Annotated in this window: 27 protein-coding genes and 1 pseudogene; 14 read left to right on the forward strand and 14 right to left on the reverse strand. The window is 68.3% G+C overall.

The genetic code is table 11. The features are described from left to right. Both AWC24_RS22605 and AWC24_RS19905 read left to right on the forward strand, forming a co-directional pair. A pseudogene (locus tag AWC24_RS22605) lies at positions 1-993 on the forward strand (PE family protein); the annotation flags it as partial. A 43-nt stretch (positions 994-1,036) separates the two neighbouring features. Next, entirely contained in the window at positions 1,037-1,789 is a 753-nt protein-coding gene (locus AWC24_RS19905) for an SDR family NAD(P)-dependent oxidoreductase (RefSeq protein WP_085088515.1), read from the forward strand. On the opposite strand, the gene AWC24_RS19910 is transcribed toward AWC24_RS19905, so the two are convergent. Beyond that, positions 1,770-3,110, reverse strand: a complete 1,341-nt coding sequence (locus tag AWC24_RS19910; protein WP_085088518.1) for a L,D-transpeptidase — start codon at positions 3,108-3,110, stop codon at positions 1,770-1,772. The genes AWC24_RS19905 and AWC24_RS19910 overlap by 20 nt on opposite strands. 12 nt (positions 3,111-3,122) lie before the next feature. Beyond that, the gene (locus tag AWC24_RS19915; protein ID WP_085088521.1) at positions 3,123-4,181 is read right to left on the reverse strand and encodes a UDP-N-acetylmuramate dehydrogenase; all 1,059 of its coding nucleotides are present in this window, start codon (positions 4,179-4,181) and stop codon (positions 3,123-3,125) included. A gap of 26 nt (positions 4,182-4,207) precedes the next feature. Here AWC24_RS19915 and AWC24_RS19920 point away from each other — a divergent pair, with 26 nt between their 5' ends. The 4 genes from AWC24_RS19920 to AWC24_RS19935 are packed head-to-tail and all read left to right on the forward strand — an operon-like array spanning position 4,208 to position 7,362. Further along, positions 4,208-4,729 carry a DUF2505 domain-containing protein gene (locus tag AWC24_RS19920; RefSeq protein WP_085088524.1) on the forward strand — a complete coding sequence of 174 codons (522 nt, stop codon included), beginning with the start codon at positions 4,208-4,210 and terminating at the stop codon, positions 4,727-4,729. A gap of 9 nt (positions 4,730-4,738) precedes the next feature. Then, the gene (locus AWC24_RS19925; protein WP_085088526.1) at positions 4,739-5,554 is read left to right on the forward strand and encodes a carbon-nitrogen hydrolase family protein; all 816 of its coding nucleotides are present in this window, start codon (positions 4,739-4,741) and stop codon (positions 5,552-5,554) included. Continuing rightward, entirely contained in the window at positions 5,551-6,588 is a 1,038-nt protein-coding gene (locus AWC24_RS19930) for an LmeA family phospholipid-binding protein (protein ID WP_234807449.1), read from the forward strand. The genes AWC24_RS19925 and AWC24_RS19930 overlap by 4 nt, the downstream gene beginning before the upstream one ends. Positions 6,589-6,597: 9 nt before the next feature. Next, entirely contained in the window at positions 6,598-7,362 is a 765-nt protein-coding gene (locus tag AWC24_RS19935) for an LmeA family phospholipid-binding protein (protein ID WP_085088532.1), read from the forward strand. Between the two features lie 10 nt (positions 7,363-7,372). Here AWC24_RS19935 and deoC read toward each other — a convergent pair whose 3' ends face one another. The 6 genes from deoC to AWC24_RS19965 all read right to left on the reverse strand — a co-directional run bounded on the left by deoC (position 7,373) and on the right by AWC24_RS19965 (position 11,248). Further along, the gene (deoC, locus tag AWC24_RS19940; protein ID WP_085088535.1) at positions 7,373-8,065 is read right to left on the reverse strand and encodes a deoxyribose-phosphate aldolase; all 693 of its coding nucleotides are present in this window, start codon (positions 8,063-8,065) and stop codon (positions 7,373-7,375) included. Then, positions 8,065-8,469 carry a DUF2599 domain-containing protein gene (locus AWC24_RS19945; RefSeq protein WP_085088538.1) on the reverse strand — a complete coding sequence of 135 codons (405 nt, stop codon included), beginning with the start codon at positions 8,467-8,469 and terminating at the stop codon, positions 8,065-8,067. The genes deoC and AWC24_RS19945 overlap by 1 nt, the downstream gene beginning before the upstream one ends. Before the next feature lie 5 nt (positions 8,470-8,474). Beyond that, on the reverse strand, positions 8,475-8,747 hold the full coding sequence (locus tag AWC24_RS19950; protein ID WP_085088542.1) for a DUF2516 family protein: 273 nt from the start codon (positions 8,745-8,747) through the stop codon (positions 8,475-8,477). A gap of 52 nt (positions 8,748-8,799) precedes the next feature. Beyond that, the gene (locus AWC24_RS19955) at positions 8,800-9,414 is read right to left on the reverse strand and encodes a heparin-binding hemagglutinin (protein ID WP_085088545.1); all 615 of its coding nucleotides are present in this window, start codon (positions 9,412-9,414) and stop codon (positions 8,800-8,802) included. 55 nt (positions 9,415-9,469) lie between these two features. Then, positions 9,470-9,862, reverse strand: a complete 393-nt coding sequence (locus AWC24_RS19960) for a helix-turn-helix domain-containing protein (RefSeq protein ID WP_085088548.1) — start codon at positions 9,860-9,862, stop codon at positions 9,470-9,472. An 87-nt stretch (positions 9,863-9,949) separates the two neighbouring features. Then, positions 9,950-11,248 carry a DUF445 domain-containing protein gene (locus AWC24_RS19965; RefSeq protein WP_174813677.1) on the reverse strand — a complete coding sequence of 433 codons (1,299 nt, stop codon included), beginning with the start codon at positions 11,246-11,248 and terminating at the stop codon, positions 9,950-9,952. Between the two features lie 212 nt (positions 11,249-11,460). On the opposite strand from AWC24_RS19965, the gene AWC24_RS19970 reads away from it, so the two are divergent. After that, entirely contained in the window at positions 11,461-12,174 is a 714-nt protein-coding gene (locus AWC24_RS19970) for a TetR/AcrR family transcriptional regulator (protein ID WP_085088551.1), read from the forward strand. On the opposite strand, the gene AWC24_RS19975 is transcribed toward AWC24_RS19970, so the two are convergent. The 3 genes from AWC24_RS19975 to AWC24_RS19985 form a co-directional block, all read right to left on the reverse strand. After that, entirely contained in the window at positions 12,168-13,022 is an 855-nt protein-coding gene (locus AWC24_RS19975) for a 3-hydroxybutyryl-CoA dehydrogenase (protein ID WP_085088554.1), read from the reverse strand. The two genes, AWC24_RS19970 and AWC24_RS19975, sit on opposite strands and share 7 nt — an antisense overlap. A 53-nt stretch (positions 13,023-13,075) precedes the next feature. Then, entirely contained in the window at positions 13,076-14,362 is a 1,287-nt protein-coding gene (gene aceA, locus AWC24_RS19980) for an isocitrate lyase (RefSeq protein WP_085088557.1), read from the reverse strand. 279 nt (positions 14,363-14,641) lie between these two features. Then, positions 14,642-15,469: an acyl-[acyl-carrier-protein] thioesterase gene (locus tag AWC24_RS19985; RefSeq protein WP_085088560.1), complete on the reverse strand. Its 828-nt coding sequence runs from the start codon at positions 15,467-15,469 to the stop codon at positions 14,642-14,644. 83 nt (positions 15,470-15,552) lie between these two features. On the opposite strand from AWC24_RS19985, the gene ramB reads away from it, so the two are divergent. The 5 genes from ramB (at position 15,553) to AWC24_RS20010 (ending at position 20,980) form a co-directional block, all read left to right on the forward strand. Further along, a complete protein-coding gene (gene ramB / locus AWC24_RS19990; RefSeq protein ID WP_085088563.1) occupies positions 15,553-16,980 on the forward strand; it encodes an acetate metabolism transcriptional regulator RamB in 1,428 nt (475 codons plus the stop codon). After that, positions 16,977-17,525 carry a carboxymuconolactone decarboxylase family protein gene (locus tag AWC24_RS19995; protein WP_085088566.1) on the forward strand — a complete coding sequence of 183 codons (549 nt, stop codon included), beginning with the start codon at positions 16,977-16,979 and terminating at the stop codon, positions 17,523-17,525. Before ramB ends, AWC24_RS19995 begins: the two co-directional genes overlap by 4 nt. Before the next feature lie 6 nt (positions 17,526-17,531). Continuing rightward, a complete protein-coding gene (locus AWC24_RS20000; RefSeq protein WP_085088570.1) occupies positions 17,532-18,989 on the forward strand; it encodes a DUF92 domain-containing protein in 1,458 nt (485 codons plus the stop codon). Between the two features lie 120 nt (positions 18,990-19,109). Beyond that, entirely contained in the window at positions 19,110-20,042 is a 933-nt protein-coding gene (locus tag AWC24_RS20005; RefSeq protein WP_085088573.1) for a cyclopropane mycolic acid synthase family methyltransferase, read from the forward strand. A 50-nt stretch (positions 20,043-20,092) separates the two neighbouring features. Beyond that, the gene (locus AWC24_RS20010) at positions 20,093-20,980 is read left to right on the forward strand and encodes a cyclopropane mycolic acid synthase family methyltransferase (RefSeq protein ID WP_174813675.1); all 888 of its coding nucleotides are present in this window, start codon (positions 20,093-20,095) and stop codon (positions 20,978-20,980) included. A gap of 3 nt (positions 20,981-20,983) precedes the next feature. Here the strand turns inward: AWC24_RS20010 and lpdA are convergent, their stop codons facing one another. After that, positions 20,984-22,384 carry a dihydrolipoyl dehydrogenase gene (gene lpdA / locus AWC24_RS20015; RefSeq protein ID WP_085088576.1) on the reverse strand — a complete coding sequence of 467 codons (1,401 nt, stop codon included), beginning with the start codon at positions 22,382-22,384 and terminating at the stop codon, positions 20,984-20,986. A 99-nt stretch (positions 22,385-22,483) separates the two neighbouring features. Between lpdA and AWC24_RS20020 the strand changes: the two genes are divergently transcribed. Next, complete coding sequence (locus AWC24_RS20020; RefSeq protein WP_085088579.1) at positions 22,484-22,723, forward strand: DUF6364 family protein; 240 nt, start codon at positions 22,484-22,486, stop codon at positions 22,721-22,723. A 2-nt stretch (positions 22,724-22,725) separates the two neighbouring features. After that, positions 22,726-23,142, forward strand: a complete 417-nt coding sequence (locus AWC24_RS20025; RefSeq protein ID WP_085088582.1) for a PIN domain-containing protein — start codon at positions 22,726-22,728, stop codon at positions 23,140-23,142. Here the strand turns inward: AWC24_RS20025 and AWC24_RS20030 are convergent. Both AWC24_RS20030 and AWC24_RS20035 read right to left on the reverse strand, forming a co-directional pair. Further along, the gene (locus tag AWC24_RS20030) at positions 23,129-23,674 is read right to left on the reverse strand and encodes a hypothetical protein (RefSeq protein WP_085088585.1); all 546 of its coding nucleotides are present in this window, start codon (positions 23,672-23,674) and stop codon (positions 23,129-23,131) included. The two genes, AWC24_RS20025 and AWC24_RS20030, sit on opposite strands and share 14 nt — an antisense overlap. After that, positions 23,667-23,945 (reverse strand): putative holin, encoded by a 279-nt coding sequence (locus tag AWC24_RS20035; RefSeq protein WP_083036410.1) that lies wholly within the window; start codon positions 23,943-23,945, stop codon positions 23,667-23,669. Before AWC24_RS20035 ends, AWC24_RS20030 begins: the two co-directional genes overlap by 8 nt. Positions 23,946-23,957 lie beyond the last annotated feature (12 nt).

A 23,957-nucleotide genomic window follows, 5' to 3' on the forward strand; every position in this document is an offset into this window, starting at 1 on the left:
GGCGGGATCGGCGGGGACGGCGGAACCGGCGGTGGCGCCGGCAACGGCGGCAACGGTGGTGACGGAGCCAACGGCGACCCAATCCGCCCCGGCAGCGACGGCGGCAACGGCGGCAACGGAGGCACTGGCGGAACCGGCGGCAATCGCGGCACCGGCGGAGCCGGCGGACAAGGCGGCCTGGGCCCCAACGCGGAGCCCGCCCCCGCGGGCACCCATGGCGCCACCGGTAGCACCGGCGGCAACGGCGGAGCCGGCGGTAACGGCGGCGACGGCTCGCGCAGCAACAGCGGCGGCGCTGGCGGCAACGGCGGCAACGCCGGCGCGATCGGCAACGGCGGCGACGGCGGCAACGGCGGCGGCGGCGCGATCGGCAACGGCGGCAAGGGCGGCCATGGCGGCACCGGCAGCGGCGACAGCAACGTCGGCGGCACTGGCGGCACCGGCGGCTCCGGCGACAGCAGCGACGGCGGTATGGGCGGTGACGGCGGTCAGGGCATCAACGGTGCCGGCGGTGGCGGCGGCGGTGGCGGCGGTGCCGGCGGCGGCAAACCCCTCGGTAATGTCGGCGTCGCCTTGGGCGGCATCGGCGGCGCCGGCGGCCAGGGCGGGACCGGCGACGGCGGCGACGGCGGCGACGGCGGGGCCGGCGGCAACGGCGGCAAGGTCACTGACAGTGGCCGCAGCGGCGACGGCGGCACCGGCGGTGCCGGTGGTTCCGGTGGCGGCGGCAACAGCGGCGGCGTCGGCGGGGCCGGCGGCAACGGCGGCGACGCCGACGGGACGCTCACTGCGGGCAGCGTAGGCGGGGCCGGCGGCAACGGCGGTGCCGGCGGCACCGACCGCGGACCAGGGCTTGACGGGGCCGGCGGGGCCGGCGGCAGCGGCGGTGATGGCAGCAACGGCCAAACCGGCGGCGACGGCCAGGACGGCGCCCCCGGCGGGGCCGACGGCACCCCCGGCACCCCGGGCCGCGACGGCACCGACAACGGCTAACACTGCGCCGCCCGACGGCGCTACTCGATCTAAAGTTGGATCGATGACGACACCTCAGGGGCCCCGCCGGGTTGCCGTGGTCACCGGAGCCAGCTCCGGGATCGGCGAGGCAACAGCGAGAACCCTTGCCGGACAAGGCTTTCACGTGATCGCCGTGGCTCGACGCGCCGACCGGATCACCGCATTGGCGGACGAGATCGGGGGTACCGCCGTGGTGGCCGACGTCGCCGACGCCGAAGCGGTCGCCGCGCTGGCACAGCGGTGTGAGGCGGTGGATGTGCTGGTCAACAACGCCGGCGGCGCCATGGGCCTGGCCCCGGTCAGCGAGGCGGACCTCGAGCACTGGCGGTGGATGTGGGAGACCAACGTACTGGGCACGCTGCAGGTGACGCGCGCGCTGCTACCGAAGCTGATCGCCTCCGGCGACGGCCTGATCGTCACCGTCACCTCGATCGCGGCATTCGAGATCTACGACGGCGGCGCCGGCTACACCGCTGCCAAACACGCCCAGAGTGCGCTGCACCGCACGCTACGCGGTGAATTGCTGGGAAAACCGGTGCGGCTCACCGAGATCGCCCCAGGCATGGTGGAAACCGAGTTCTCGCTGGTGCGCTTCGACGGTGATCGCGAGCGCGCCGACGCGGTGTATGCGGGCTTGACTCCGCTGACCGCCGCCGACATCGCCGACGTGATCGGATTCGTGGCCTCCCGGCCCCCGCACGTCGACCTGGACCAGATCGTGATCCGCCCGCGCGACCAGGCGTCTGCGACGCGGGCTAGCCGCCGGGCCGAGTAGTCGGCGCCGTCGTCGTCGGTGTCGTGGGCGTACCCGACAGCGTCGGGGCGTCGGTCGGGGTGGCCGGCGCGGTGCTGGGCAGTGAGGTCCGGGGCTGTTCTGGGCCGGATGGGGCCGACAACTCTGACATCGAGACCCAGGTGTCCCAGTCCACCGCCCAGTCCCAGATGTCGCCGTCGGCGTAGGACAGCTGGATCGAGCTGCCGGTCACCTCGACCGGGTCGCCGTAGATGGCGCTGTGGAAGTACTGCTCGGCGTCCTCGGTCGACAGGTTGATGCACCCGTTGGTGACGTTGGTGTTGCCCTGGGCGCCCGCGCTGGCCGGGTTGGCGTGAATGAACTCGCCGTTGTTGGAGATCCGGACCGCCCACCGCTCATGGATGTCGTGGTAGCCCGCGGCCGGGTTGGACATGTAGAAGTCGGCGTATCTCTCGGTGACCACGTGGATGCCGTTGCGGGTGACGTTGCGAGCCTGGTCGCCCTCGCCGTAGCTGCACGGGAAGTCCATGATGACGCCCTCGTCGCGCACCACCTGTATGCGGTGCGAGGAGACTTCGGCTTTCACCACCTGACGCCGGCCGATCGAGAATTGCAGCGACATGTCCTGCGCGCCGTAGGCGCCGTCGCCGAACGCCAGGCCGTAGAGCTTGGCGTCGACATTGACCGTGGTGCCGGCCGGGAAGTAGTCGCGGCTGCGCCAGTGCACCCGGGCGCCCTGCACCTCGTCGGGAAGCCAGGCCCAGCTGCCCTCCACCGGCGGCTCGGTGGTGATGGTCAGGGCCCGCTCGACGGCCGCCTTGTCGCTGATCGGCCCGTCGAACTGCAGGATCACCGGCGCCGCGACGCCGACCGTCTGGCCGTCGGCCAGCTGGAAGCCGCCGTCGATGATCGCGCTGGGGGTCACCGTGGCGACCGTGCCGGTGACCGGCACGGCGTTACCGTCGTGACCCACTACCGACCCGCTCCAGGTATAGACGGCGTCATAGCCCAGCGGTTCGGTGATGCGGTAGCGGGTGCGGTCCCGGTTGAAGGTTCCGCTGAGCACCTTGCCGGCCGGGCTGGTCAGCGCCACCCGCTGGAACCAGCCGTCGGAGACCGTGACGGTGACCTCGGCGGTCGGCAGCACGTCGGGCTGGCCGACCGGGGGTTCGAAGGCCAGGGCGGGCGCCGCCGGCGGCGCGTTATCGGCGTTCTTGCCGGCCCGGCCGAAACAACCCGCCAACGCCTGCGGCGCCAGCACACCGGCCGCCAGCGCAGCCAATGCCTTTCGCCGGGTCACGTTCACGCCATCCCAAGATACCGGCCGAGAGCGTCTGACCACCTGCGATGTCGGTTACAGCGTGCAACCCACCAGCACCGGCTCCGGGTGCAAGGTGATGCCGAACACGTCGTGGACCCCGTCACGTACGGTGCGCGCCAGACTCAAGATGTCGCCGGTGGTCGCCCCGCCCCGGTTGGTCAGCGCCAGCGCGTGCTTGCTGGACAATCGGGCAACCGCGCCCTCGCCCGGATAGCCCTTGCCGAACCCGGCGCGCTCCACCAGCCAGCCGGCCGCCAGCTTCACCCCGCCGGGGGCCTCCCAGTGCGGGACGGAACCGGTCCCCTGCTCGGCGATCTGATGGTAGGAGTCGTGCGGCACAACGGGATTGGTGAAGAACGAGCCCACACTCCAGGTGTCGTGGTCGGCCGGTTCGAGCACCATGCCTTTGGCGGTCCGCAGCTTGAGCACCGCGGCGCGTACCGCTGCCGGGTCGGCACGGTCGCCGTCGGCGGCGCCCAGCGCGGTCGCCAGCTCGCCGTAGCGCAGTGGCGCACTGCGCCCGGCGGGGTCGAGCTCGAATTCCACCTCCAGCACCACTGCCGCATCCGAATACTTCAGCACGCTGGTGCGGTAGCCGAAGTTCAACTCCGCGGGCGGTGTCCAGCGCACGGTGCCGGTGCTGCGGTCCAGCAACAGCACCCGTGTCAAGGTGTCGGCGATCTCCGCACCGTAGGCCCCGACGTTCTGCACCGGGGTCGCCCCGGCCGACCCCGGGATGCCCGACAGGCACTCCAGGCCGCCCAGCCCGGCGGCGACCGCGGCGGCGACCACGTCGTCCCAGACCGCGCCGGCCTGGGCGCGCAGCAGGTTGCCCTCGATCGCGATGCCGTCGCCGGCCAATCGCACGACGGTCAGATCGGTCAGGTCGTCGGCGATCACCACGTTGGAGCCGCCGGACAGCAGCAGCGGGCGGACGCCGTCGCGGTCCAGGGTGCCCAGGGTCGCCACGATCTGCTCGGTGTCGGCGCAGCTGATGACGCGTCGGGCGACCGGCCCCACCCGCAGGGTGGTCAACGGCGCCAACGGCACTGCCTCGGCGACACGCGCGCCCGCGAACTCGGAACCCGCCACGGCCGGTAACGGTAGCGTGACCAGCTATGCCGCGTACATTCACGCTCTCCGAGCACTATCCGGCGGGCGTCGAACAGGTGTATGCCGCATTCGCCGACGAGCGGTACTGGCTGGCCCGGCTGGCCGATTCGGGTGCCGACACCGTGACGCTGGACTCGATGGCCGTCGGCGCCGACGGCGGCCTCGACGTCGTCACCACGCAGGGCATTCACCGGGACAAGCTGCCCGCACTGGCGGCGCAGTTCCATCCCGGCAACCTGAATGTGTCGCGCCACGAGAGGTGGCGTCCGGTGCGTGACGGCACGGCGCGCGCGGAGGTCACCGGCAAGATCGTCGGCGCGCCGGCGACGCTGTCCGGGGACGCGGTGCTCGAACCTGCCGGTGGGGGCTGTGAGTTGACGCTGACCGCGACGGTGCAGGTCGACATCCCGCTGGTCGGCGGCAAGATCGAGAGCTTCATCGGCGGCCAGCTGGTCGAGCTGATGGCCACCGAGCAACGGTTCACCTCGACGTGGCTGCGCCAGGGCGGCGCGGCTCGACCGGAATAAGCTGGCGTCATGCGGATTGCGTGTGCGCAGATTCTGAGCGGCACCGAGCCGGCCGCCAACCTGGAACTGGTGGCCGACTACACCCAGCGCGCCGCCGGGCAGGGCGCGCAGCTGGTGGTGTTCCCGGAAGCCACCATGTGCCGGTTCGGAGTGCCGCTGGGCCCGGTCGCCGAACCGCTGGACGGGCCCTGGGCGACCGGAGTGCGTGAGATCGCCGACCGGGTCGGCGTCACCGTCATCGCGGGGATGTTCACCCCGGCCGACGACGGGCGGGTCAGAAACACTCTGCTGGCCACCGGGCCCGGAACCGACGCGCACTATCACAAGGTCCACCTGTACGACGCGTTCGGTTTCACCGAATCACGCACCGTCGCACCGGGATTCGATCCGGTGGTGATCGACGTCGAGGGGGTGGGCGTCGGCCTGTCCACCTGCTATGACATCCGGTTCCCGGCGCTGTACACCGAGTTGGCCGACCGCGGTGCACAGCTGATCGCGGTGTGCGCGTCCTGGGGAGCGGGGCCGGGCAAACTGCGGCAGTGGGAACTGCTGGCGTGCGCCCGGGCGCTGGACTCGACCAGCTACGTCGCCGCCGTCGGACAGGCCGACGGCGGCCCGGCGACCTCATCGGGCGCACCGACCGGGGTGGGCCACAGCCTGATCGTCTCCCCGTGGGGCGAGGCGGTGGCATCGGCCGAGGCGGCCCCGCAGTTGCTGGTCTGCGATATCGACCTCGACGTGGTCACCACGGCGCGCCGGACCCTGGCCGTGCTGAGCAACCGTGCCGACTTCGTTCAGGTCGGTAAGGCAGAATCGCGCGGGTGAGCAATCCGCCCGGACCTCCCCACGGCGACCAGTCACCTTGGGCGCGCCCCACCGGCCAGCCCGACCAGCAGCCCGGCCAGGGCAAACCCCCGCCCCCACCGGAGCCGTCGGCGTCCCCGACCCGGCAGATGCCGGTCGGCGGGCAGCGCGACGAGCCCACCACCCGGATTCCCAGCGCAGCCGCCGGAGCCGGGCCGGTGCCGCCCGCGCCGCCGCCGGCACCGGTTCCGCCACCACCGGCCGGCGAGGCGCCCACCACCGTCATCAAGGCCCCGGCCGGCGATCACCGGCCCGCCAGGCTGCTGCGCGATCCGCTGGCCCTGGTCCTGATCTTCGTCACGGTCATCGCGCTGGCCCTGGCCGGATTGATCGGCGCGGAACTGATCGCCCGGCGGATCGCCGACAACAAGGTGGCCAAAGCCACCGAGTGCGTGGTGCACGATCAGGCCAAGGTGTCGTTCGGGGTGGCCCCGCCGTTCCTGTGGCAGCACTTCACCGGCAACTACACCAACATCTCCATCCACACCGCGGGCAACCAGGTCAAAGACGCCAAGCAGATGACGGCCGACCTGAACATCTCCGACGTCGACCTGCACGGCACCGGCGACTCCAAGGGCACCATCGGCGCCCTGGATGCCACGCTGACCTGGCCGTCGGCCGGCATCAAGGAGACCGTCCAGTCGATGGTCCCGATCCTGGGGAACCTGGTCTCGGATCTGAAGACCAATGCCCAGGACGGCACCGTCGAACTCAAGGGCGCGTTCGGCCTGGCCAGTGTGGTGGTCAAGCCGGAGGTGGTCGATGGCGGGCTGTCACTGCGGGTGCAGAAACTCACCGGCCTGGGCGCGCTGACCCTGCCGCGTGAGTCGATCCAGCCGGAGCTGGACAGGTTCGCCCGGGAGTTGACGAAGCGCTACCCGCTCGGTGTGCGGGCTGACAGCATCCAGGTCACCGACACCGGCGTGGTGGCGCGGTTCTCGAGCCGTGACGCCGCCATCCCGCGGAGCGACGACCCCTGCTTTGCCCACCTGTAACCTGCAGTGATGAGCACATCCGGGGCAGCCAATCCCAAGCATCGGTTCACCGGCCTGCCGGCGGTCATGCTGGCGTTGACAGTGCTGCTGGTGCTGGCGGTGGTCGCGTTGTTCGGCGGACAGGCCTATGCCACGCACCGGGCCAAGAGCCTGGTCGCAGACGCGGTCCAGTGCGAAGCGGACGACAGCGCCACGGTGTCGTTCGCCTCCGATCCACCGGTGCTGGCCCAGTACCTGCGGGGCGACTACCCGCACATCTCGGTGCAGACTGCCGGCAACCAGATCCGCAAGGCCAAGGGCATGCAGCTCGACCTGGACATCCGCGACATCCACGTACACAAGACCGCTGACTCCAAAGGCACCATCGGGTCGCTGGACGGCACCATCACCTGGCCGGCGGACGGCATCAAGCAGTCGATTCAGGATGTGGTTCCGGTGATCGGCAGCATCGTCACCGGCAAGGTGACCACCGATCCGGGCGCCGGCACCGTCGAACTCAAGGGCCTGCTCAACCGCGCCACCGTCAAGCCGGAGATCGTGGACAACGGTCTCAAGCTACAAGTGGTGGATCTGGAGGCGCTGGGCAAGGATCTCGACACCGACACCGTGCAGCGCAACCTCGATGACCTCACCGGCAAGGTGACCGGCGACCTTCCGCTGGGGATCCACATCGACAGCTCGCAGGTCACCGATTCCGGTGTGGTGATCAAGTTTTCGACGCAGGATGCCACCATCCCGGCGTCCTCGTCGAGTCAGTGCTTCGCGCGGCTGTAGGGCGAGTCCGCTACACCAGCCCGTCGAGGACGGTTCGGGTGCCGGACAGTCCCAGCCGGGTCGCCCCGGCGTCCAGCATCGCCAGCGCATCGTCGGCGCTGCGGATGCCCCCGCTGGCCTTGACGCCGAGCCTGCCTGCGACGGTGTCGGCCATCAGTGTCACCGCGTGCACCGACGCCCCGCCGGCCGGATGAAACCCGGTGGAGGTTTTGACGAAATCCGCGCCGGCGTCCTCGGCGGCCCGGCAGGCGGCGACCAGGGCGGCCTCGCCGGCCAGCTCCAGCAGCGCCGCGGACTCCACGATCACCTTGAGCACGGCGTGCGGCACGGCGGCGCGCACCGCGGCGATATCGGCGCTCACCGCGGCGAAGTCGCCCGCGCACGCCGCCCCGACGTCGATGACCATGTCGATCTCGGTCGCGCCGGCCGCCACGGCCAGCGCCGCCTCCTGCGCCTTGACCGCCGGCAGGTGCTTGCCGGACGGGAAGCCGGCGACGGCGGCGATCGGGATTCCGGCGGGATGGGCGGCTGCGGTACGCGTCGCCACGGTGACCATCGACGGCGAGACGCACACCGCGGCGACGCCGAGTTCGACGGCCTCGGCGACGACGGCGGCGACCTGATCGCCGGTCGCTTCGGGTTTGAGCAGCGTGTGGTCGACCAGCTTGGCCACCACGTCGCGGGTCCATCCGCATGCGGACATCAGAAGGTCTCCTCCGCGGCGCCGGGGTTACAGCCGGATTCGAGCATCGTCACGCCGTCGACGACGGGCCGCCACGGCTCGAGATTCCAACTGGCCTTGCCGGGCCGGGCGAACTCGGCATAGTTCCAGTGGCAGCGGAACTGCTCGCGCATGCTGACGGTGTCGGCCTCGGGGGCGGCGGCGAGCACTTCGCGCCAGGCCCGCTCCCCGTCGGCGGCGGCGTCCACCCGCGCCGCCGCGGCCCGGCCGGCCGGGGTCGGATACACCCGCAGGCTCGACAGTTCCGACCCGCCCGAATAGCTCACCCACTCGGTGCGGGCGACGAACCCCGCGGACTCGGCTGCGGCCGGCGCCGCGCAGACCACCGCGGCCGCCGCGGTGGCGAACAGGATCGGACGCAACATCGCCGCTAGTGGGACTTGCCTTGAACCTCGAGCAATCGGGGCCGCACATCGACCAGGTAGACCCCGGCCGCGCAGGCGGCGATCGCCATGCCCATCACCTGCAGGATGAGGGCCAACAGGCCGCACACCCCGAGGATCACCAGCCATACCGGCTTGGTGAGCTTGTCGGCGGCGGTGTAGGCATCGGAACGCTGCATCGCCGCGTGGACGAACGCGTACACCGCCGTCGCGAACACGACAAGCTGCAAAACGCCGAGGACGATACCCACCAGGCTCATAGCGACCACGCTGCAAGCCTAGGCGGGTACCGTCCCGAGCGTCGAACTGCGCTTACTTCTGGGTGACCTTCTTGGCCGGAGCCTTCTTGGCCGGAGCGGCCTTCTTGGCGGCAGCCTTCTTGGCGGGAGCCTTCTTGGCCGGAGCGGCCTTCTTAGCCGGGGGAGCCGTCTTGGCCTCCTCCTTCTGGGGCAGCTCGATGCCGACCAGCTTGGCGGCGCGCTCGCCGACCTCGCGGGTCTGGGTCGCCACGTTGCCCAGCACCTCCTGGGTCAGCTCGACGGCCTGGTCGACGTAACCCTCCACCTGCGCCGAGGCGTCATCGAGACCGGACTGGTTGCGCAGCCGCTCGAGGGCGGCCTCACCGCGGGACACCAGGTCGGCGTACCGGCCGCTGGCGGCCTCCACGTAGCCCTCGGCCGCCCTACGCAGCTCGTCGGCGGTGAAGCGCTCCCGCAGCTCGGCGAACTGCTCGGGCAGCTCCTCCTGCAGCTTGTTCAGGCGCGCGCGGCTCTCCTCGACCCGGGTGCTGGCGTCCTCGCGGGCCTCGCCGGCGCGATCGCGCAGGCTGGCAACGAGGTCGTTCACGGTGGCCAGGGCCAGGTCGGCGGCGCCGAGCGCGGCGAGCAGCGGGGCCTTCAGTTCGTCGATGTTCGGGTTCTCGGCCATGTCGGTTTCCTTTCGGTTGGTTTTCTGGTTTGTCGGTCAGGAGGACGAAGGATGGTCAGGCAGGTGTCGTCTCCTCACCGTCGGCTTCGTTCTGCTGGACGAAGGAGGTGTAGATGTCGAGCAGAACCTGCTTTTGCCGTTCCGTGATCGCCGCATCCGAAATGACGGCGTCGCGGACCTCGCTCATCTCGCTGGGCTCCAGGATTCCCGCCCGGATGTAGAGCACCTCGGCGGAGACCCGCAGGGCCTTGGCGATCTGATTGAGGACGTCAGCAGAGGGCTTGCGCAATCCGCGCTCGATCTGGCTGAGATAGGGATTGCTGACGCCGGCCTTGTCGGCCAGCTGTCGCATGGACACCTGCGCGGCTTCGCGCTGCGCCCGGATGAAGCTGCCGATGTCCGCTGCGGCCGTGGAGACGACTGCGGCGAGTTTCTCATCCTGCGACATCGGTGACCCCTTTCGTGGACTTACGACTGCTGACAAGCACCACGATACGACCTAGTGCTAACTTTTGCAAGCACTTGCTAGCGCAGGTCAGAACATAAGTTGGGCTATGGCGTAGATCCCCAGACCCGCCAGCGCACCGACGACGGTCCCGTTGATCCGGATGAACTGCAGATCACGCCCCACATGCAGTTCGATGCGCCGGCTGGCCTCCGCGGCATCCCAGCCCTCGATGGTCTCGGTGATGATCGCGGTGATCTCCACCCCGTATTGGGCCACCAGGTGCTGGGCGGCCCGGACGATCCAGTTGTCCACTTTGTCGCGCAATTCCACGTCGTCGCGCAGCGACTCACCGATCTGCACCACCGCGCCGGCGACGCGGGTGCGCAGCGCTCCCGTCGGGTCGTCGACGCCTTCGAGCACGTACCGCTTGAGGGTCGCCCACGCCGTCGCCGCCGCTTTGGCGACCTCTTCGCGCGCCATCACCTGGTCCTTGACCGAATCCGCTTTGGCGATGGTGGCCGCGTCGTACTGCAGGTCGTTGGCGAACTCGAACAGGAAGCGGGTCGCGTTGCGGCGCAGTTCGTGGTCGGGATTGCGGCGCACCTTGTCGGTGAAGTCCATCAGCTCGCGGTGGATCCGGTCACCGACCAGGTGGTCGACGAACCGCGGCGACCAGGTGGGCGAGTCGCGCTCCACCACCCGCTGGATGACTTCGCCGGCGTTGAGCGACCACTGGAAGGCCCGGTCGGCCAGCAACTGGATCAGCGCCTCCTGGCGGTGCTCGGCGAGCAGGGTGCCCAGCATCCGGCCGACCGGCGGACCCCACTGCGGCTCGGCGATGCGCCGCACGATCATCCGGTCGATGACGTAAGCGACCTCTTCGTCGCGCAGCAGTTCGACGAGCACCCGCAGCACCGTCGCGGTCTCGGCGGCCACCCGCTCGGCGTGCGTCTGCTCCGAGAGCCACTTGCCCGCCCGTCCGGCGACCTGCGCGTCGCGCAGCTTGGCCTCCACCACCGGCGGTGACAGGAAGTTCTCCCGCACGAAGGTGCCCAGGCCCTCGCCGAGCTGGTCCTTCTTGCGCTTGATGATCGCGGTGTGGGGAATCGGGATCCCCAGCGGGTGCTTGAACAGCGCGGTGACCGCGAACCAGTCCGCCAGGGCGCCCACCATTCCGGCCTCGGCGGCGGCACCGACGTAACCGACCCACGGCCCGACCCCGCCGTGGGCGGCACTGTCTGCCTGCGCCCACCGGCACAGCAGGAAGACGACGGTCGCGCCGAGCAGGAAGCTCAGCGCGACCACCTTCATCCGGCGCAGATCGCGCAGCCGCACCGCATCGGCGGCCGGATCGGCGTCTGCGAAGGACTCCGCCAGCGACTGCACGGTCCGTGCGGCACCCGGCCACGTCGGGCGGTTCTCTCGATGCACCACCCCACCATCATCCACGGTCTCGAGCCCCGGGTATATGCGGCGGTTCCAGCTTCGGCTCTCCTCCGTCGAGCCTCGCTAAACCGCCGGTAACTGTTACCGGCCAACAAAGTCTGCTGTACCGCGCCGTATTATCTACTACGTCTAGTGAATGGGAATCCGCGATAGTGGCAGAGCAGCCTAGGGCCGGCACCGCCAAGACCGATGGTCGAAAGCGGCGTTGGCATCAACACAAGGTCGACCGCCGTAACGACCTGATCGACGGGACGATCGAAGCGATCCGGCGCCGCGGCCGGTACGTGAGCATGGACGAGATCGCCGCCGAGATCGGGGTGTCCAAGACGGTGCTCTACCGCTATTTCGTCGACAAGAACGACCTGACCACCGCGGTGATGATGCGGTTCGCGCAGACCACGCTCATCCCGAACATGGCGGCTGCGCTGTCGGCGAATCTCGACGGCTTCGAACTGGTCCGCGAGATCATCCGGGTGTATGTGCAGACCGTGGCCAACGAGCCCGAACCGTACCGCTTCGTGATGGCCAACAGCTCCGCCAGTAAGAGCAAGGTGATCGCCGACTCCGAGCGCATCATCGCCCGGATGCTCGCGGTGATGCTGCGCCGCCGGATGACCGGGGTCGGCATGGAAACCAGCGGCGTCGAGCCGTGGGCGTACATGATCGTCGGCGGGGTGCAGTTGGCCACCCACTCATGGCTGCTCGATCCGCGGATGAGCGCCGATGACCTGATCGATTACCTGACGATGCTGAGCTGGAATGCGCTGTGCGGCATCGTCGAGGTGGGCGGATCGCTGGAGAAGTTCAACGCCGGCCCGCACCCGTCGCCGATGCTGCCGTGGCGACGGGCGGCGCAGGCTCAGTAGGTGTAGAAACCCCGGCCGGATTTCTTGCCGAGTTGGCCGGCCTCGACCATGCGCAGCAGCAGCGGCGGCGCGGCGTAGAGCGGCTCTTTGAACTCCTCGTACATCTTGTCCGCGATCAGCTTGAGGGTGTCCAGGCCGACCAGGTCGGACAACCGCAGCGGGCCCATCGGATGCGACAGCCCGGCGACGATGGCCTTGTCGATGTCCTCGACGGTGGCGAAGCCGGACTCGAGCATCCGGACCGCCGACAGCAGGTAGGGCACCAGCAGGGCGTTCACCACGAAACCGGACCGGTCCGAGCAGCGCACCACCTGCTTGCCCAGCACCGAACTGGCGAACTCCTCGGTGCGGGCGGCGGCGGCTTCGTCGGTGACCAGCGTGCTGACCAGTTCGACCAGCGGCAGCACCGGAACCGGGTTGAAGAAGTGCAGCCCCAGCACCCGCTGCGGGCTCGCCGTGGCGGCGGCGATCTTCATGATCGGGATGGATGAGGTGTTCGACGCCAGCACCGCGTCCGGGTCGGTGATCACCCGGTCCAGTTCGGCGAAGATCTTGGACTTCACGGTGTCGTCTTCGATGACGGCCTCGATGACCAGTTGCCGATCCGCGAGCTCGCCCAGGTCGATGGTGAAGGTGAGGTTGGCCACGGCGTCGTCACGCTCGCGTTCGGTGATCTTGCCCTTGCTCACCCCGCGCTCCAGCGACTTGACGATCCGGTTGCGTCCGGCGGTGGCCAGAGCGTCGGTGGTCTCGAAGACCTTCACGTCGACGCCGGCGCGGGCCGACACCTCGGCGATCCCGGCGCCCATCTGCCCGGCTCCGATGACACCCACTCGTTGGATCGGCATGTTCCTCCTTTGACGGCGAGCAGTCCCCCGCAAGCGGGGGACTGCTCAGCAGGTTAGTGGAACTGTCCTTCTTCGGTGGAGCCGGCCAGCGCCGTGGTCGACGACGTCGGGTCGACGGTAGTGGCGATCCGGTCGAAGTAGCCGGCACCGACCTCGCGCTGGTGGCGGGTAGCGGTGTAACCGCGCTCCTCGGCGGCGAACTCGCGCTCCTGCAACTCGACGTAGGCGCTCATCTGGTTGCGGGCGTAACCGTGGGCCAGGTCGAACATCGAGTAGTTGAGCGCGTGGAAGCCGGCCAGCGTGATGAACTGGAACTTGAAGCCCATCGCACCCAGCTCGTTCTGGAACTTGGCGATGGTGGCGTCGTCGAGGTGCTGGCGCCAGTTGAACGACGGCGAGCAGTTGTAGGCCAGCATCTGGTCGGGGAACTCGGCCTTGACGCCCTCGGCGAACTTGCGCGCCAGCTCCAGGTCCGGCGTGCCGGTCTCCATCCAGATCAGGTCGGCGTAGGGGGCGTAGGCCTTGGCCCGGGCGATGCAGGGCTCCAGCCCGTTGCGCACCCGGTAGAAGCCCTCGGCGGTCCGGTCGCCGGTGATGAACGGCTGGTCGCGCTCGTCGACGTCGGAGGTGATCAAGGTGGCGGCCTCGGCGTCGGTGCGGGCGATCACCACGGTCGGCACGTCGGCCACGTCGGCGGCCAGCCGGGCCGAGGTCAGGGTGCGGATGTGCTGCTGGGTTGGAATCAGCACCTTGCCACCGAGGTGGCCGCACTTCTTCTCCGAGGCCAGCTGGTCCTCCCAGTGCGAGCCCGCGACACCGGCGGCGATCATCGCCTTCTGCAGCTCGTAGACATTCAGTGCGCCACCGAAGCCGGCCTCACCGTCGGCCACGATCGGGGCCAGCCAGTTCTCGACCGAGGTGTCGCCCTCGACCTTGGCGATCTCGTCGGCGCGCAGCAGCGCGTTGTTGATCCGGCGAACCACCTGCGGCACCGAGTTGGCCGGGTAGAGGCTCTGGTCGGGGTAGGTGTGGCCGCTCAGGTTGGCGTCACCGGCGACCTGCCAGCCGGACAGGTAAATGGCCTTCAGCCCGGCCCGGACCTGCTGCACGGCCATGTTGCCGGTCAGTGCGCCCAGCGCGTTGATGTAGTCCAGGTCGTGCAACTGCTCCCAGAGCACCTCTGAGCCGCGGCGGGCCAGGGTGTGCTCCTCGACGACGTGGCCCTGCAGCGCGACGACATCGGCCGCGGTGTAGGTGCGGGTGACACCCTTCCAGCGCGGGTTGTTGTCCCAGTCGTGCTGGATCTGCTCGGGGCTCTTCGGCGTGCCAACGGTCGACATGGCTGCTCCTTTAGGGTCGCGATCATCGGGAGGTTCTCTGATTTGCCAACATCCCGACGGATTCACTGGTGTGTTAACGCGACCTTGACACACCACATCGCCCCAGGTCCACTGGTTTTCATTGCCAAGTTTGGCCAAACAGTACGGGCGTTATGCGAAGTTTGCGAAGAATACCGCGAACACCCCCTCATGGCGCGTGCCGAATAAGCTACCGACGGGTAACATATCCGCACAGGTCAACGAGGGTATTAGCAGTACGCCCGTACTGACTAGAACGTGTTACAGCGGGAAGATCGCGGCGAGCGCTTTGACCTCTTCGCCGACGACGTATGTGAGCGTTCTAACAGCACGATCGGCCAGTGCGGATCCGAAGCGATCGGTCGATCCGGCCGGGTGAATGTGCGAGACGATCTCTAGTTTGTCCCCCAGCGCGACGGCCGCCTCGTGCTCCAGAGTGATCCGCAGCGGCGCCGCGAGCAGTTCCGGATAGCTCGACAGGTAGTCCTCGACCACGCTCCAGTACACCGAGTTGTTCATGTGGTCGAACAGGTCGATGTCGGTGAACCGGATCGGGTACTCGTGGATCTCTGCCGCCCCTTCTCGCACCGCACCATCCCCGGCGCCCAGGTAGGCCTTCCAGCGCAGCCGGTCGACGCTGGTGGTGCGTTTCAGGCGGGCCAGAAAGTCCTCGGAGATGCGCGACGGCCCCTGCGTCTCGCGGTTGATGTTGATCCAGAACGCCTCGGACTCGACCAGGCCGCCGCTGCGCTTCCCGTCGATGCGGACCCGCATCTCGCACCAGCGGTTGGAGGTACCCGAGCACCAGCGCCGCACCCGCAGCATGTCCTGAAACTCGACGGGTGCGATCACGTCCATCATGGTGCGGCGGACGATCCACAGCGGGTGGGTCTCCTGGTAGCCGCCCTCACGCAACTGGTCCTGGCCGATGTCCTGGATGTGCCGGGCGGCCGCGTCCATCCGGAGCCGGCCACCCCGATCGATGTCGGCGACCCGCAGCGGCCACTGCCGGTCGAACACATCGGGATGCGGGTCGGGCACCGGCATCAAAACCTTGGCCAAACCGGTCGGCTCATCTGTCTGCTGCATCGATGCTCCCCGTAGATCTCCCTGAGCGATCATGCCATGCCAATAATGCGAACGCGGTCTTCGCAACGAGTAGCCTCGGCGGCGTGGCCAAGACCTACGTCGGCGCCAGGGTGCGCCAGCTGCGCAGCGAGCGCGGGTTCAGTCAGGCCGCCCTGGCGCAGCTGCTGGAGATCTCACCGAGTTACCTCAACCAGATCGAGCATGACGTCCGGCCGCTGACGGTGGCGGTGCTGCTGCGCATCACCGAGGCCTTCGGCGTGGACGCCACCTTCTTCGCCTCCCAGGACGACACCCGGCTGGTCGCCGAGTTGCGGGAGGTCACCATGGACCGCGACCTGGAAATCGACGTCGACCTTGACGAGCTGGCCGAACTGGTCAGCGCCCACCCCAAACTGGCCCGGGCGATGGTCAATTTGCACCGCCGCTACCGGATCACCACGGCACAGCTGGCCGCGGCCACCGAGGAGCGCTACACCGACGGCAGCGGCACCGGCGCTATCACCATGCCCCACGAGGAGGTACGCGACTACTTCTACCAGCGGCAGAACTACCTGCACGAACTCGACACCGCCGCCGAGGAACTGACCACCCGGATGCGAAGGCACCAAGGCGAATTGGCCGTGGAACTGGCCAATCGACTCACCGAGGTACACGGCGTGCACATCAACCGCCGGATCGACCTGGGCGAGACGGTGCTGCACCGCTACGACGCGCAGACCAGGACGCTGGACATGGGCCACCACCTGTCGTGGGGGCAGCGAGTGTTCAAGATGGCCGCCGAACTGGCGTACCTGGAGTTCGACGACCAGATCTCCGCCCTGGTCGACGAGGGCAAGTTCACCTCGAAGGACTCACGCACGCTGGCCAGGCTGGGCCTGGCCAACTACTTCGCGGCGGCGATCGTGTTGCCCTACGGACAGTTCCACGACAGCGCCGAGACCTTCCGCTACGACATCGAGCGGCTCTCGGCGTTCTACCGGGTCAGCTACGAGACCATCGCCCACCGGCTGTCCACCCTGCAACGGCCGTCGATGCGCGGCGTGCCGTTCTCGTTCGTTCGGGTCGACCGGGCGGGCAACATGTCAAAACGCCAGTCGGCCACCGGTTTTCACTTCTCCTCCAGCGGCGGGACCTGCCCGCTGTGGAATGTCTACGAGACGTTCGGCAACCCGGGCAAGATCGGCGTGCAGATCGCGGAGATGCCCGACGGCCGCAAGTACCTGTGGGTGGCGCGCACCGTGGAACGCCGAGCGTCACGCTGGGGCCAGCCGGACAAGACCTTCGCGATTGGACTGGGTTGCGAACTGCGCCACGCCCATCGACTGGTCTACTCCGAGGGACTGGATCTGGCCGCCGGCCACGACGTCCCGGCCACCCCGATCGGGGCGGGCTGCCGGGTCTGCGAACGCGACAACTGCCCCCAACGGGCGTTCCCGGCGCTGGGCCGCGACCTTGATCTCAACGAACACCGCAGCACGGTGTCGCCGTATCTGGTAAAGCAACAGCGGTGAACTCTCGTATCCCCGAAGCCCCCGGCCTGCGCGACCTCGGTCTCGCCAACTGGCTGGTCTGCAAAGTCATCGCTCGCCGTCAGCAGGTGCCCCGGGCGCACCTGTTCACCACGCTCGGCCAGCACCGACGATTGATGTGGTCCTGGCTGCCGTTCGGCGGGATGCTGATGCGGGGCGGCAAGTTGTCGAGCCGCGACACCGAGTTCGTGATCCTGCGGGTGGCGCACCTGCGGGACAGCCGCTACGAAATGCAACACCACCGCCGGATGGGCCGAGCAGTCGGCGTCGACGACGACACCCAGGCGCGCATCTTCGAAGGCCCCGACGGCCCCCGGTTCGACGAGCTCACCGCCCGTCAGCGCACGATGCTCACCGCGATCGACGAACTCGTCGGCACCCGCACCCTCTCCGATGCCACCTGGGCGGCGTTGTCGGAGCACCTGGACCGTCCGCGCCTGATCGAATTCGTGATGCTGACATCCCAATACGACGCACTGGCCGCCACCCTGAGCGCACTGCGGGTGCCGCTGGACTTCGACGAGTAGCACTGCGTGACGGAGACCGTTCGGCACGACCTCGCCATCGCCGGCGGCGGAATCCTGCTGATCGCGCTCGTGTTGATCGTCGTCGGGCGCATGCTGGTGCGACGCGGAGCCGGGCCACTGGTCGCCCGCAAGATTCCGCACGCGCTGTGCGGGCTGTTCGCCGCCGCGGCCGCGTTCGAACTGACCAACGGAGCGGTGGTGGCGGGCGTGCTGGCCGTCGCGACGGTGGCGCTGGCGTTCGTCGTCGAGCGCGGTCTGGTTCCGGTGCCGGGTGTTTTCGACGGCACCCGCTCCCGGGACTACGGCCTGGTCGGGTTCGCCGGCGGAGCCTTGATCGCGGTGCTGGCGTTCTGGCCGGATCGGGTGGCGATCGCGACCGGGGTCGTGGTGCTGGGGCTGGCCGATGCGGGCGCGGCCCTGGTCGGGGACCGATTCGGCAGACACCGGGTGGCGGCCGGTGGCGGCGTGCGCTCCCTGGAGGGCTCGGTGGCGTTCGTGGCGATCGCCTTCGCCGTCTCGCTGGTGTTCTGCCTGGCGGCTCTCGAACTGAATTCGTTCATGGCGGTGGCGGTTTCGCTGTTCGTGGCGGTGACGACGGCGGCCGTGGAGCTGCTGGTGGCGCCGGCGGCGGACAACCTGTTGATCACGCCGTGGGTGGCGCTGCTGTTGCATGTCGCGCGTGACCTGTCGACCGATGATGCGCTGCGCTGGCTGGCCGCGGTGGTATTCGGCTGCGCCATCGTGCCGTTCATGATCCGGATGCGCTGGCTGGATCTGCCCGGGGCGATCTGTGGCGGCCTGATCGCCGGTGTCGCGGTCGGCCTGGGCGGCTGGGCCTGGATCATCCCGGCCGCGGTGTTCTTCTCGCTGACCAGTGTGCTCACCGCCTATCGCCGGCCCGGGGGTGCCTCGGGCATGCGCGGTATGAGTCAGGTGGCGGTCAACGCGGGTCTTCCGGTGCTGGTCCCGGTGATCGGGTTCGCGTTCACCCGGGATCCGCTGTGGTACGCCGTGTCCATCGGCGGTATCGCCGCCGGGATCGCCGACTCGTGGGCGTCGGAGATCGGGCGCTTCTCCGGCCGCGAGCCGCTGTCGCTGCGGACGCGTGGCCGGGTTCCCAAGGGCACGTCCGGCGCGGTGTCACCGCTGGGTTCGGCCGCGACGGTGCTGGGCGCGTTGCTGGTGGGCGCGTTCGGCGCGCTGTTCGGCGGGCCGGCGATGGTGCCGGTCGGGTTGGCAGCCGGGATAGCCGGCTCGCTGGTGGACACCCTGATCGGCGCCACCGTGCAGGCCCGCTTCGACTGTGAATCCTGCGGGGCCACGGTGGAGGATCCGCTGCACTGCGGGCGCCCCACCGAGCCGTCCACCGGGTGGCGGTGGGTGGACAACGACGTGGTCAACGCCGGTGCCAACCTGATCGGAATGCTGGTAGGGTTCGCGGTTTACCTACTTCTCGCAGCCTGACCACGGCGCGCCGAAAAATTCGCCGGTGCACTCCGGCCGATGAAGCGTAGTGTCAACCCAAGTGTTGAGCCACCAGCACGGACTAACCCCGACTTCAGGTCTCTTCCGACAGGACCGATAGTGGCAGATTCAACAAACGCAGAATCCCGAGCACAGTCGAAGTGGCTCTCGAAGTCCGCGGCTCAGACTCGCGGATCAGACAAAGACGAAGTGCAGTTTCACTACGACATCTCCAATGACTTCTTCAAGCTCTGGCAAGACCCGTCGCAGACCTACAGTTGCGCATATTTCGAGCGCGACGATATGACGCTGCAGGAAGCGCAGCGCGCCAAGGTCGACTTGTCCTTGGGCAAGCTGGGCCTGAAACCCGGGATGACGTTGCTCGACATCGGCTGCGGCTGGGGCTCCACGATCATGCGGGCGGCCGAGAAGTACGACGTCAACGTCATCGGTCTGACGCTCTCGGAGAACCAGAAGCAACACATCGAAGAGAACCTGTTCGCGAAGTCGACGTGCAAGCGTCGGATGGAGGTGCGGTTGCAACCCTGGGAGGAATTCGATGGGGAGGTCGACCGCATCGTGTCAATCGGCGCATTCGAACATTTCGGCTTCAACAACTACGACGACTACTTCAAGAACACCTTCAACTGGATGCCCGACGACGGCGTGATGCTGCTGCACAGCATCATCATTCCGAGCGACGACGAGATCCGGGCCAAGCAGCTACCGCTGACGATGTCGCGGGTGCGGTTCATCAAATTCATCATGGACGAGATCTATCCCGGCGGGCGTCTCCCGTTGGCCGCACAGGTCACCGAGCGCGCCACGAACGCCGGCTACACCATCACCCGCGAGCAGCACCTGCAGCCGCACTACGTGCGCACCCTGGACACCTGGGCGGCAAACCTCGAGGCCAACAAGGACGAGGCCATCGCCATCACCTCCGATGCGGTCTACCAGCGGTTCCACAAGTACCTGACCGGCTGCGCAGACCTGTTCCGCCAGGGTTACACCGATGTCGTGCAGTTCACCTGCGAGAAGGCCGCTGCTTAACCGGGCTTTCACGCGGGCATCCCGTTCCAGCAGGACAGGAGGTCAGGCAGATGGCCGACATGACGTCGGGCGCACCGAAGATGGCGGTGGCCTATGAGGACGTGCAGGCTCACTACGACATCTCGAACGATTTCTTCGGCTTGTTCCAGGATCCGACCCGGACCTACAGTTGCGCCTACTTCGAGCGCGAGGACATGTCGCTGGAAGAGGCGCAGATCGCCAAGATCGATCTCGCCCTGGCCAAGCTGGACCTGGCACCGGGGATGACGCTGCTCGACGTCGGCTGCGGGTGGGGTTCGGCGATGCGTCGGGCGATCGAAATCTACGACGTCGACGTGGTGGGACTGACGTTGAGCAGGAACCAGTGCAGCCTCGGCCAGCGACTGCTGGACGACGTCGACACCGACCGCTCGCGCCGGATTCTGCTGCGCGGCTGGGAGGAGTTCGACCAGCCGGTCGACCGCATCGTGTCCATCGAGGCCTTCGAAGCCTTCCCCAAGGAGCGCTACGCCGCGTTCTTCGAGCTGTGCCACCGGCTGATGCCGCCTGACGGGCGGATGGTCCTGCAGACCATCATGGGCCACCCACTGAAGCGCTGGCCGGAGATGGGCATCCCGATCACGATGACGGACCTGCGTTTCATGCGCTTCATCGCCAAAGAGATCTTCCCCGGCGGCTCGGTGCCGTGCGACGAGGATGTCATCGAGTATTCGGGTGCCGCAGGGTTCTCGGTGGTCGACCGGCAGGATCTGACGCCGGATTACGTGCGGACCCTGGGCACCTGGGCGACCCGGCTGCAGGCCGCCCGCGAGCAGGCGATCGCCGCGACCTCACCGGAGGTCTACGACCGGTATGTGAAATACCTGCTGGGCTGCGCGGATTTCTTCCAGCGCAACATCAGTTACGTCGCCCAGTTCACGCTCGCCAAAGGTGACTAGGCGTCAGAAGTTGATCATGTGGCCGGTCAGGCCGTGGAAGCACTCCTGCAGCGCCTCGGACATCGTCGGGTGGGTGTGCACGTTGCGGGCCAACTCGTTGGCGGTCAGGTCCCACTTCTGCGCCAGGGTGAGTTCCGGCAGCAGCTCGGAGACGTCGTGGCCGACCAGGTGGCCGCCGAGCAGTTCGCCGTAGCGGGCGTCGGCGATCAGCTTCACGAACCCGCTCGGGTCACCCGCGCCGTGCGCCTTGCCGTTGGCGGTGAAGGGGAACTTGGCCACCTTCACCTCGTAGCCTTCGGCGTTGGCCTGCTCCTCGGTGAGGCCGAAGCTGGCGACCTGCGGCTGGCAGAAGGTGGCGCGCGGCATCATCCGGTAGTCACCGAGCGGCATCGTCTCGGCGCCGCCGATGGTTTCGGCGGCCACCACGCCCTGCGCCTCGGCGACGTGGGCCAACTGCAGCAGGCCGGTGACGTCACCGATGGCATAGATGTGTGGGACCGAGGTCTGCATGTACTCCCCGACGCCGATGGCACGCCGCTCGGTGAGCGCCACCCCCGCGGCATCCAGACCGTAGCCGTCGACGTTGGGCGCAAAACCGATGGCCTGCAACACCTTGTCGGTCTTGAGTTCTTCGGTCTGGCCGTCCTTGCTGACGGTGACGGTGACGGACCCGCCGGCTTCGTCATCGGAGATGGACTCGACCTTGGTGCCGGTGCGGATCTTCACCCCCAGCTTCTTGAACTGCTTCTCGATCTCCTTGGAGACGTCGGCGTCCTCGTTGGGCAGCGCCCGGGGCAGGAACTCCACCACGGTGACGTCCACGCCGTAGTTGGCCAGGATGTAGGAGAACTCCATGCCGATAGCCCCGCCCCCGGCGATGATGATCGAGCCGGGCAGCTCCCGGCTCAGGATCAACTCCTCGTAGGTGACGACGTTGGCCGACAGCGAGGTGCCCGGCACCAGCCGGGTGCTGGATCCGGTCGCGATGATCGCATGAGCGAAGGTGACGTTTTCGGTTCCGCCGTCGTTGAGTTCGACGGCCAGCGTGTTGGCGTCGGTGAACCGGCCGTAGCCGTGGATCTCGGTGATCTTGTTCTTCTTCATCAGGAAGTGCACCCCGGCGACTCGGCCGTCGGCGACCTTGCGGCTGCGGTCGAATGCCGCGCCGTAGTCGAAGCTCACCTCGCCACTGATCCCGAAAGTCTTGGCGTCGCGGTTGAAGATGTGCGCCAGTTCGGCGTTGCGCAGCAGCGCTTTCGACGGGATACAACCGACGTTCAGGCAGACCCCGCCCCAGTATTTGGGTTCGACGATGGCGGTGTTCAAGCCCAGCTGGGCGGCGCGAATGGCCGCGACATAACCACCGGGGCCGGCTCCGAGGACTACGACGTCATAGTGGGTCACCCGACCACCCTATCGGGCCGCGCCGTTGCCTGGCAGTGCCGGTGGGCACGTCAAACCACAGCCGCGGAATGTCTGTGTTTCCGCGCTACACTGAAACACATGACATCGAAGAACATCACGCTGACCATGCCGGCGGAGCTGGTCCGTCGCGCAAAGGTGTTGGCGGCACAACGCGACATGTCGGTGTCAAGTCTGGTCGCGCGATTGCTCGAGCAACTTGTCGGCGAGGTGGCGGACTATGACGACGTGGCCGACCTCGAGAGACGGATGATGAGCGGCGTCGCTGGCCTGCAGGTCGGACCGATCACCTGGTCCCGGGACGATCTTCACGAGCGCTGATCATGGAGTTCGTCGACACCAATGTCTTGCTGTACGCCTACGACGCGACCGCCGGTGAGCGGCACGAGGCGGCTCGCGTGCTGGTGGACCGGCTGTGGCGCGACCGCCTGGGTGCGCTCAGCGTCCAGGTGCTGCAGGAGTTCTACGTCAACGTGACGCGTAAGGTCGCCAAACCGATCACCCCGGAATCGGCTGCCGATAGGCTCCGGAGCTTGTCACGATGGCGGGTGCACTCACCACTGGCCGACGACGTGATCGCCGCGACGTCGTGGTCAACTCGATACCAGCTCTCCTTCTGGGACGCGATGATCGTGCGCAGCGCCGCCGAACTGCGGTGCGACACCTTATGGACCGAAGATCTCAGCGACAGACAGCTGATCGAAGGCGTCCGGCTGGCCAATCCGTTCAGTACGGGATGATTCCGCCGACGCAGCGGTCCACGTGCTGGCAGAAGTAGTGGCCGTACAGCGGTGCCGCGGCGACCGCCGAGGCGGACACCGCCGACATCAGCGCGAGCGCGACCGCCGACAACAGCGGCTTCTCTCCCACCATCGCCACGATCAGCCCGGCCACCACGCACACGGCCGCGTAGACCACCACGACGAACACCGCCGGGGTCTTGTCGGCCAGCGCATACCACCACGAGAACAGCCCCAGCCCGATCCCGGCCGCCGGAATCCACACCCCCACCAGCACCAACGCGAACTGCCACCACTTGAGGAAGCGGTACTGCCCCTCCACCACGACCGGCTTGGGCGGTTTGGCCGGGGCCGGCCCGGCCTTCGACTCGGGCTCGATCGGCTCCGGTTCCGGCCGAGCTTTTAGCCCCGGTTGCGGTTCGAGCTCGCCGGACAGCCCGGGCAGCGGCGCCGGATGCGGGCCGGTGTCGAAGATGGGCGCCATGTGCGGCTCGGTCATCGGCAGCGCCCCGGTGTCGGTGGTCTCAGACACCCGAGACCGCCTGAATCGCCGCCAGCGCCCCGAACCAGCCGAGACCCAGCGCGAGGAGAAACGCACCCAGTCCGGTTACCCAGCGGCGCGACGAGGCGAACACCAGGACCAGCCCCGCGACGGTCGGCGCGACGAGCACCAGCGCGATCACGACATCCGGGCGCAGCGGCGCGGTGACCAGCAGGGTCGCCCCGATCCCGGCCAGTACACCGGCGGTGGCTCCGACCAGCATGATGCTGCTCAACAACCAGGGGCGCGGCAGCGGAATCACACCAGCAGATTC

It is taken from the genome of Mycolicibacter senuensis (assembly GCF_002101885.1).
GTDB classification, from domain to species: domain Bacteria; phylum Actinomycetota; class Actinomycetes; order Mycobacteriales; family Mycobacteriaceae; genus Mycobacterium; species Mycobacterium senuense.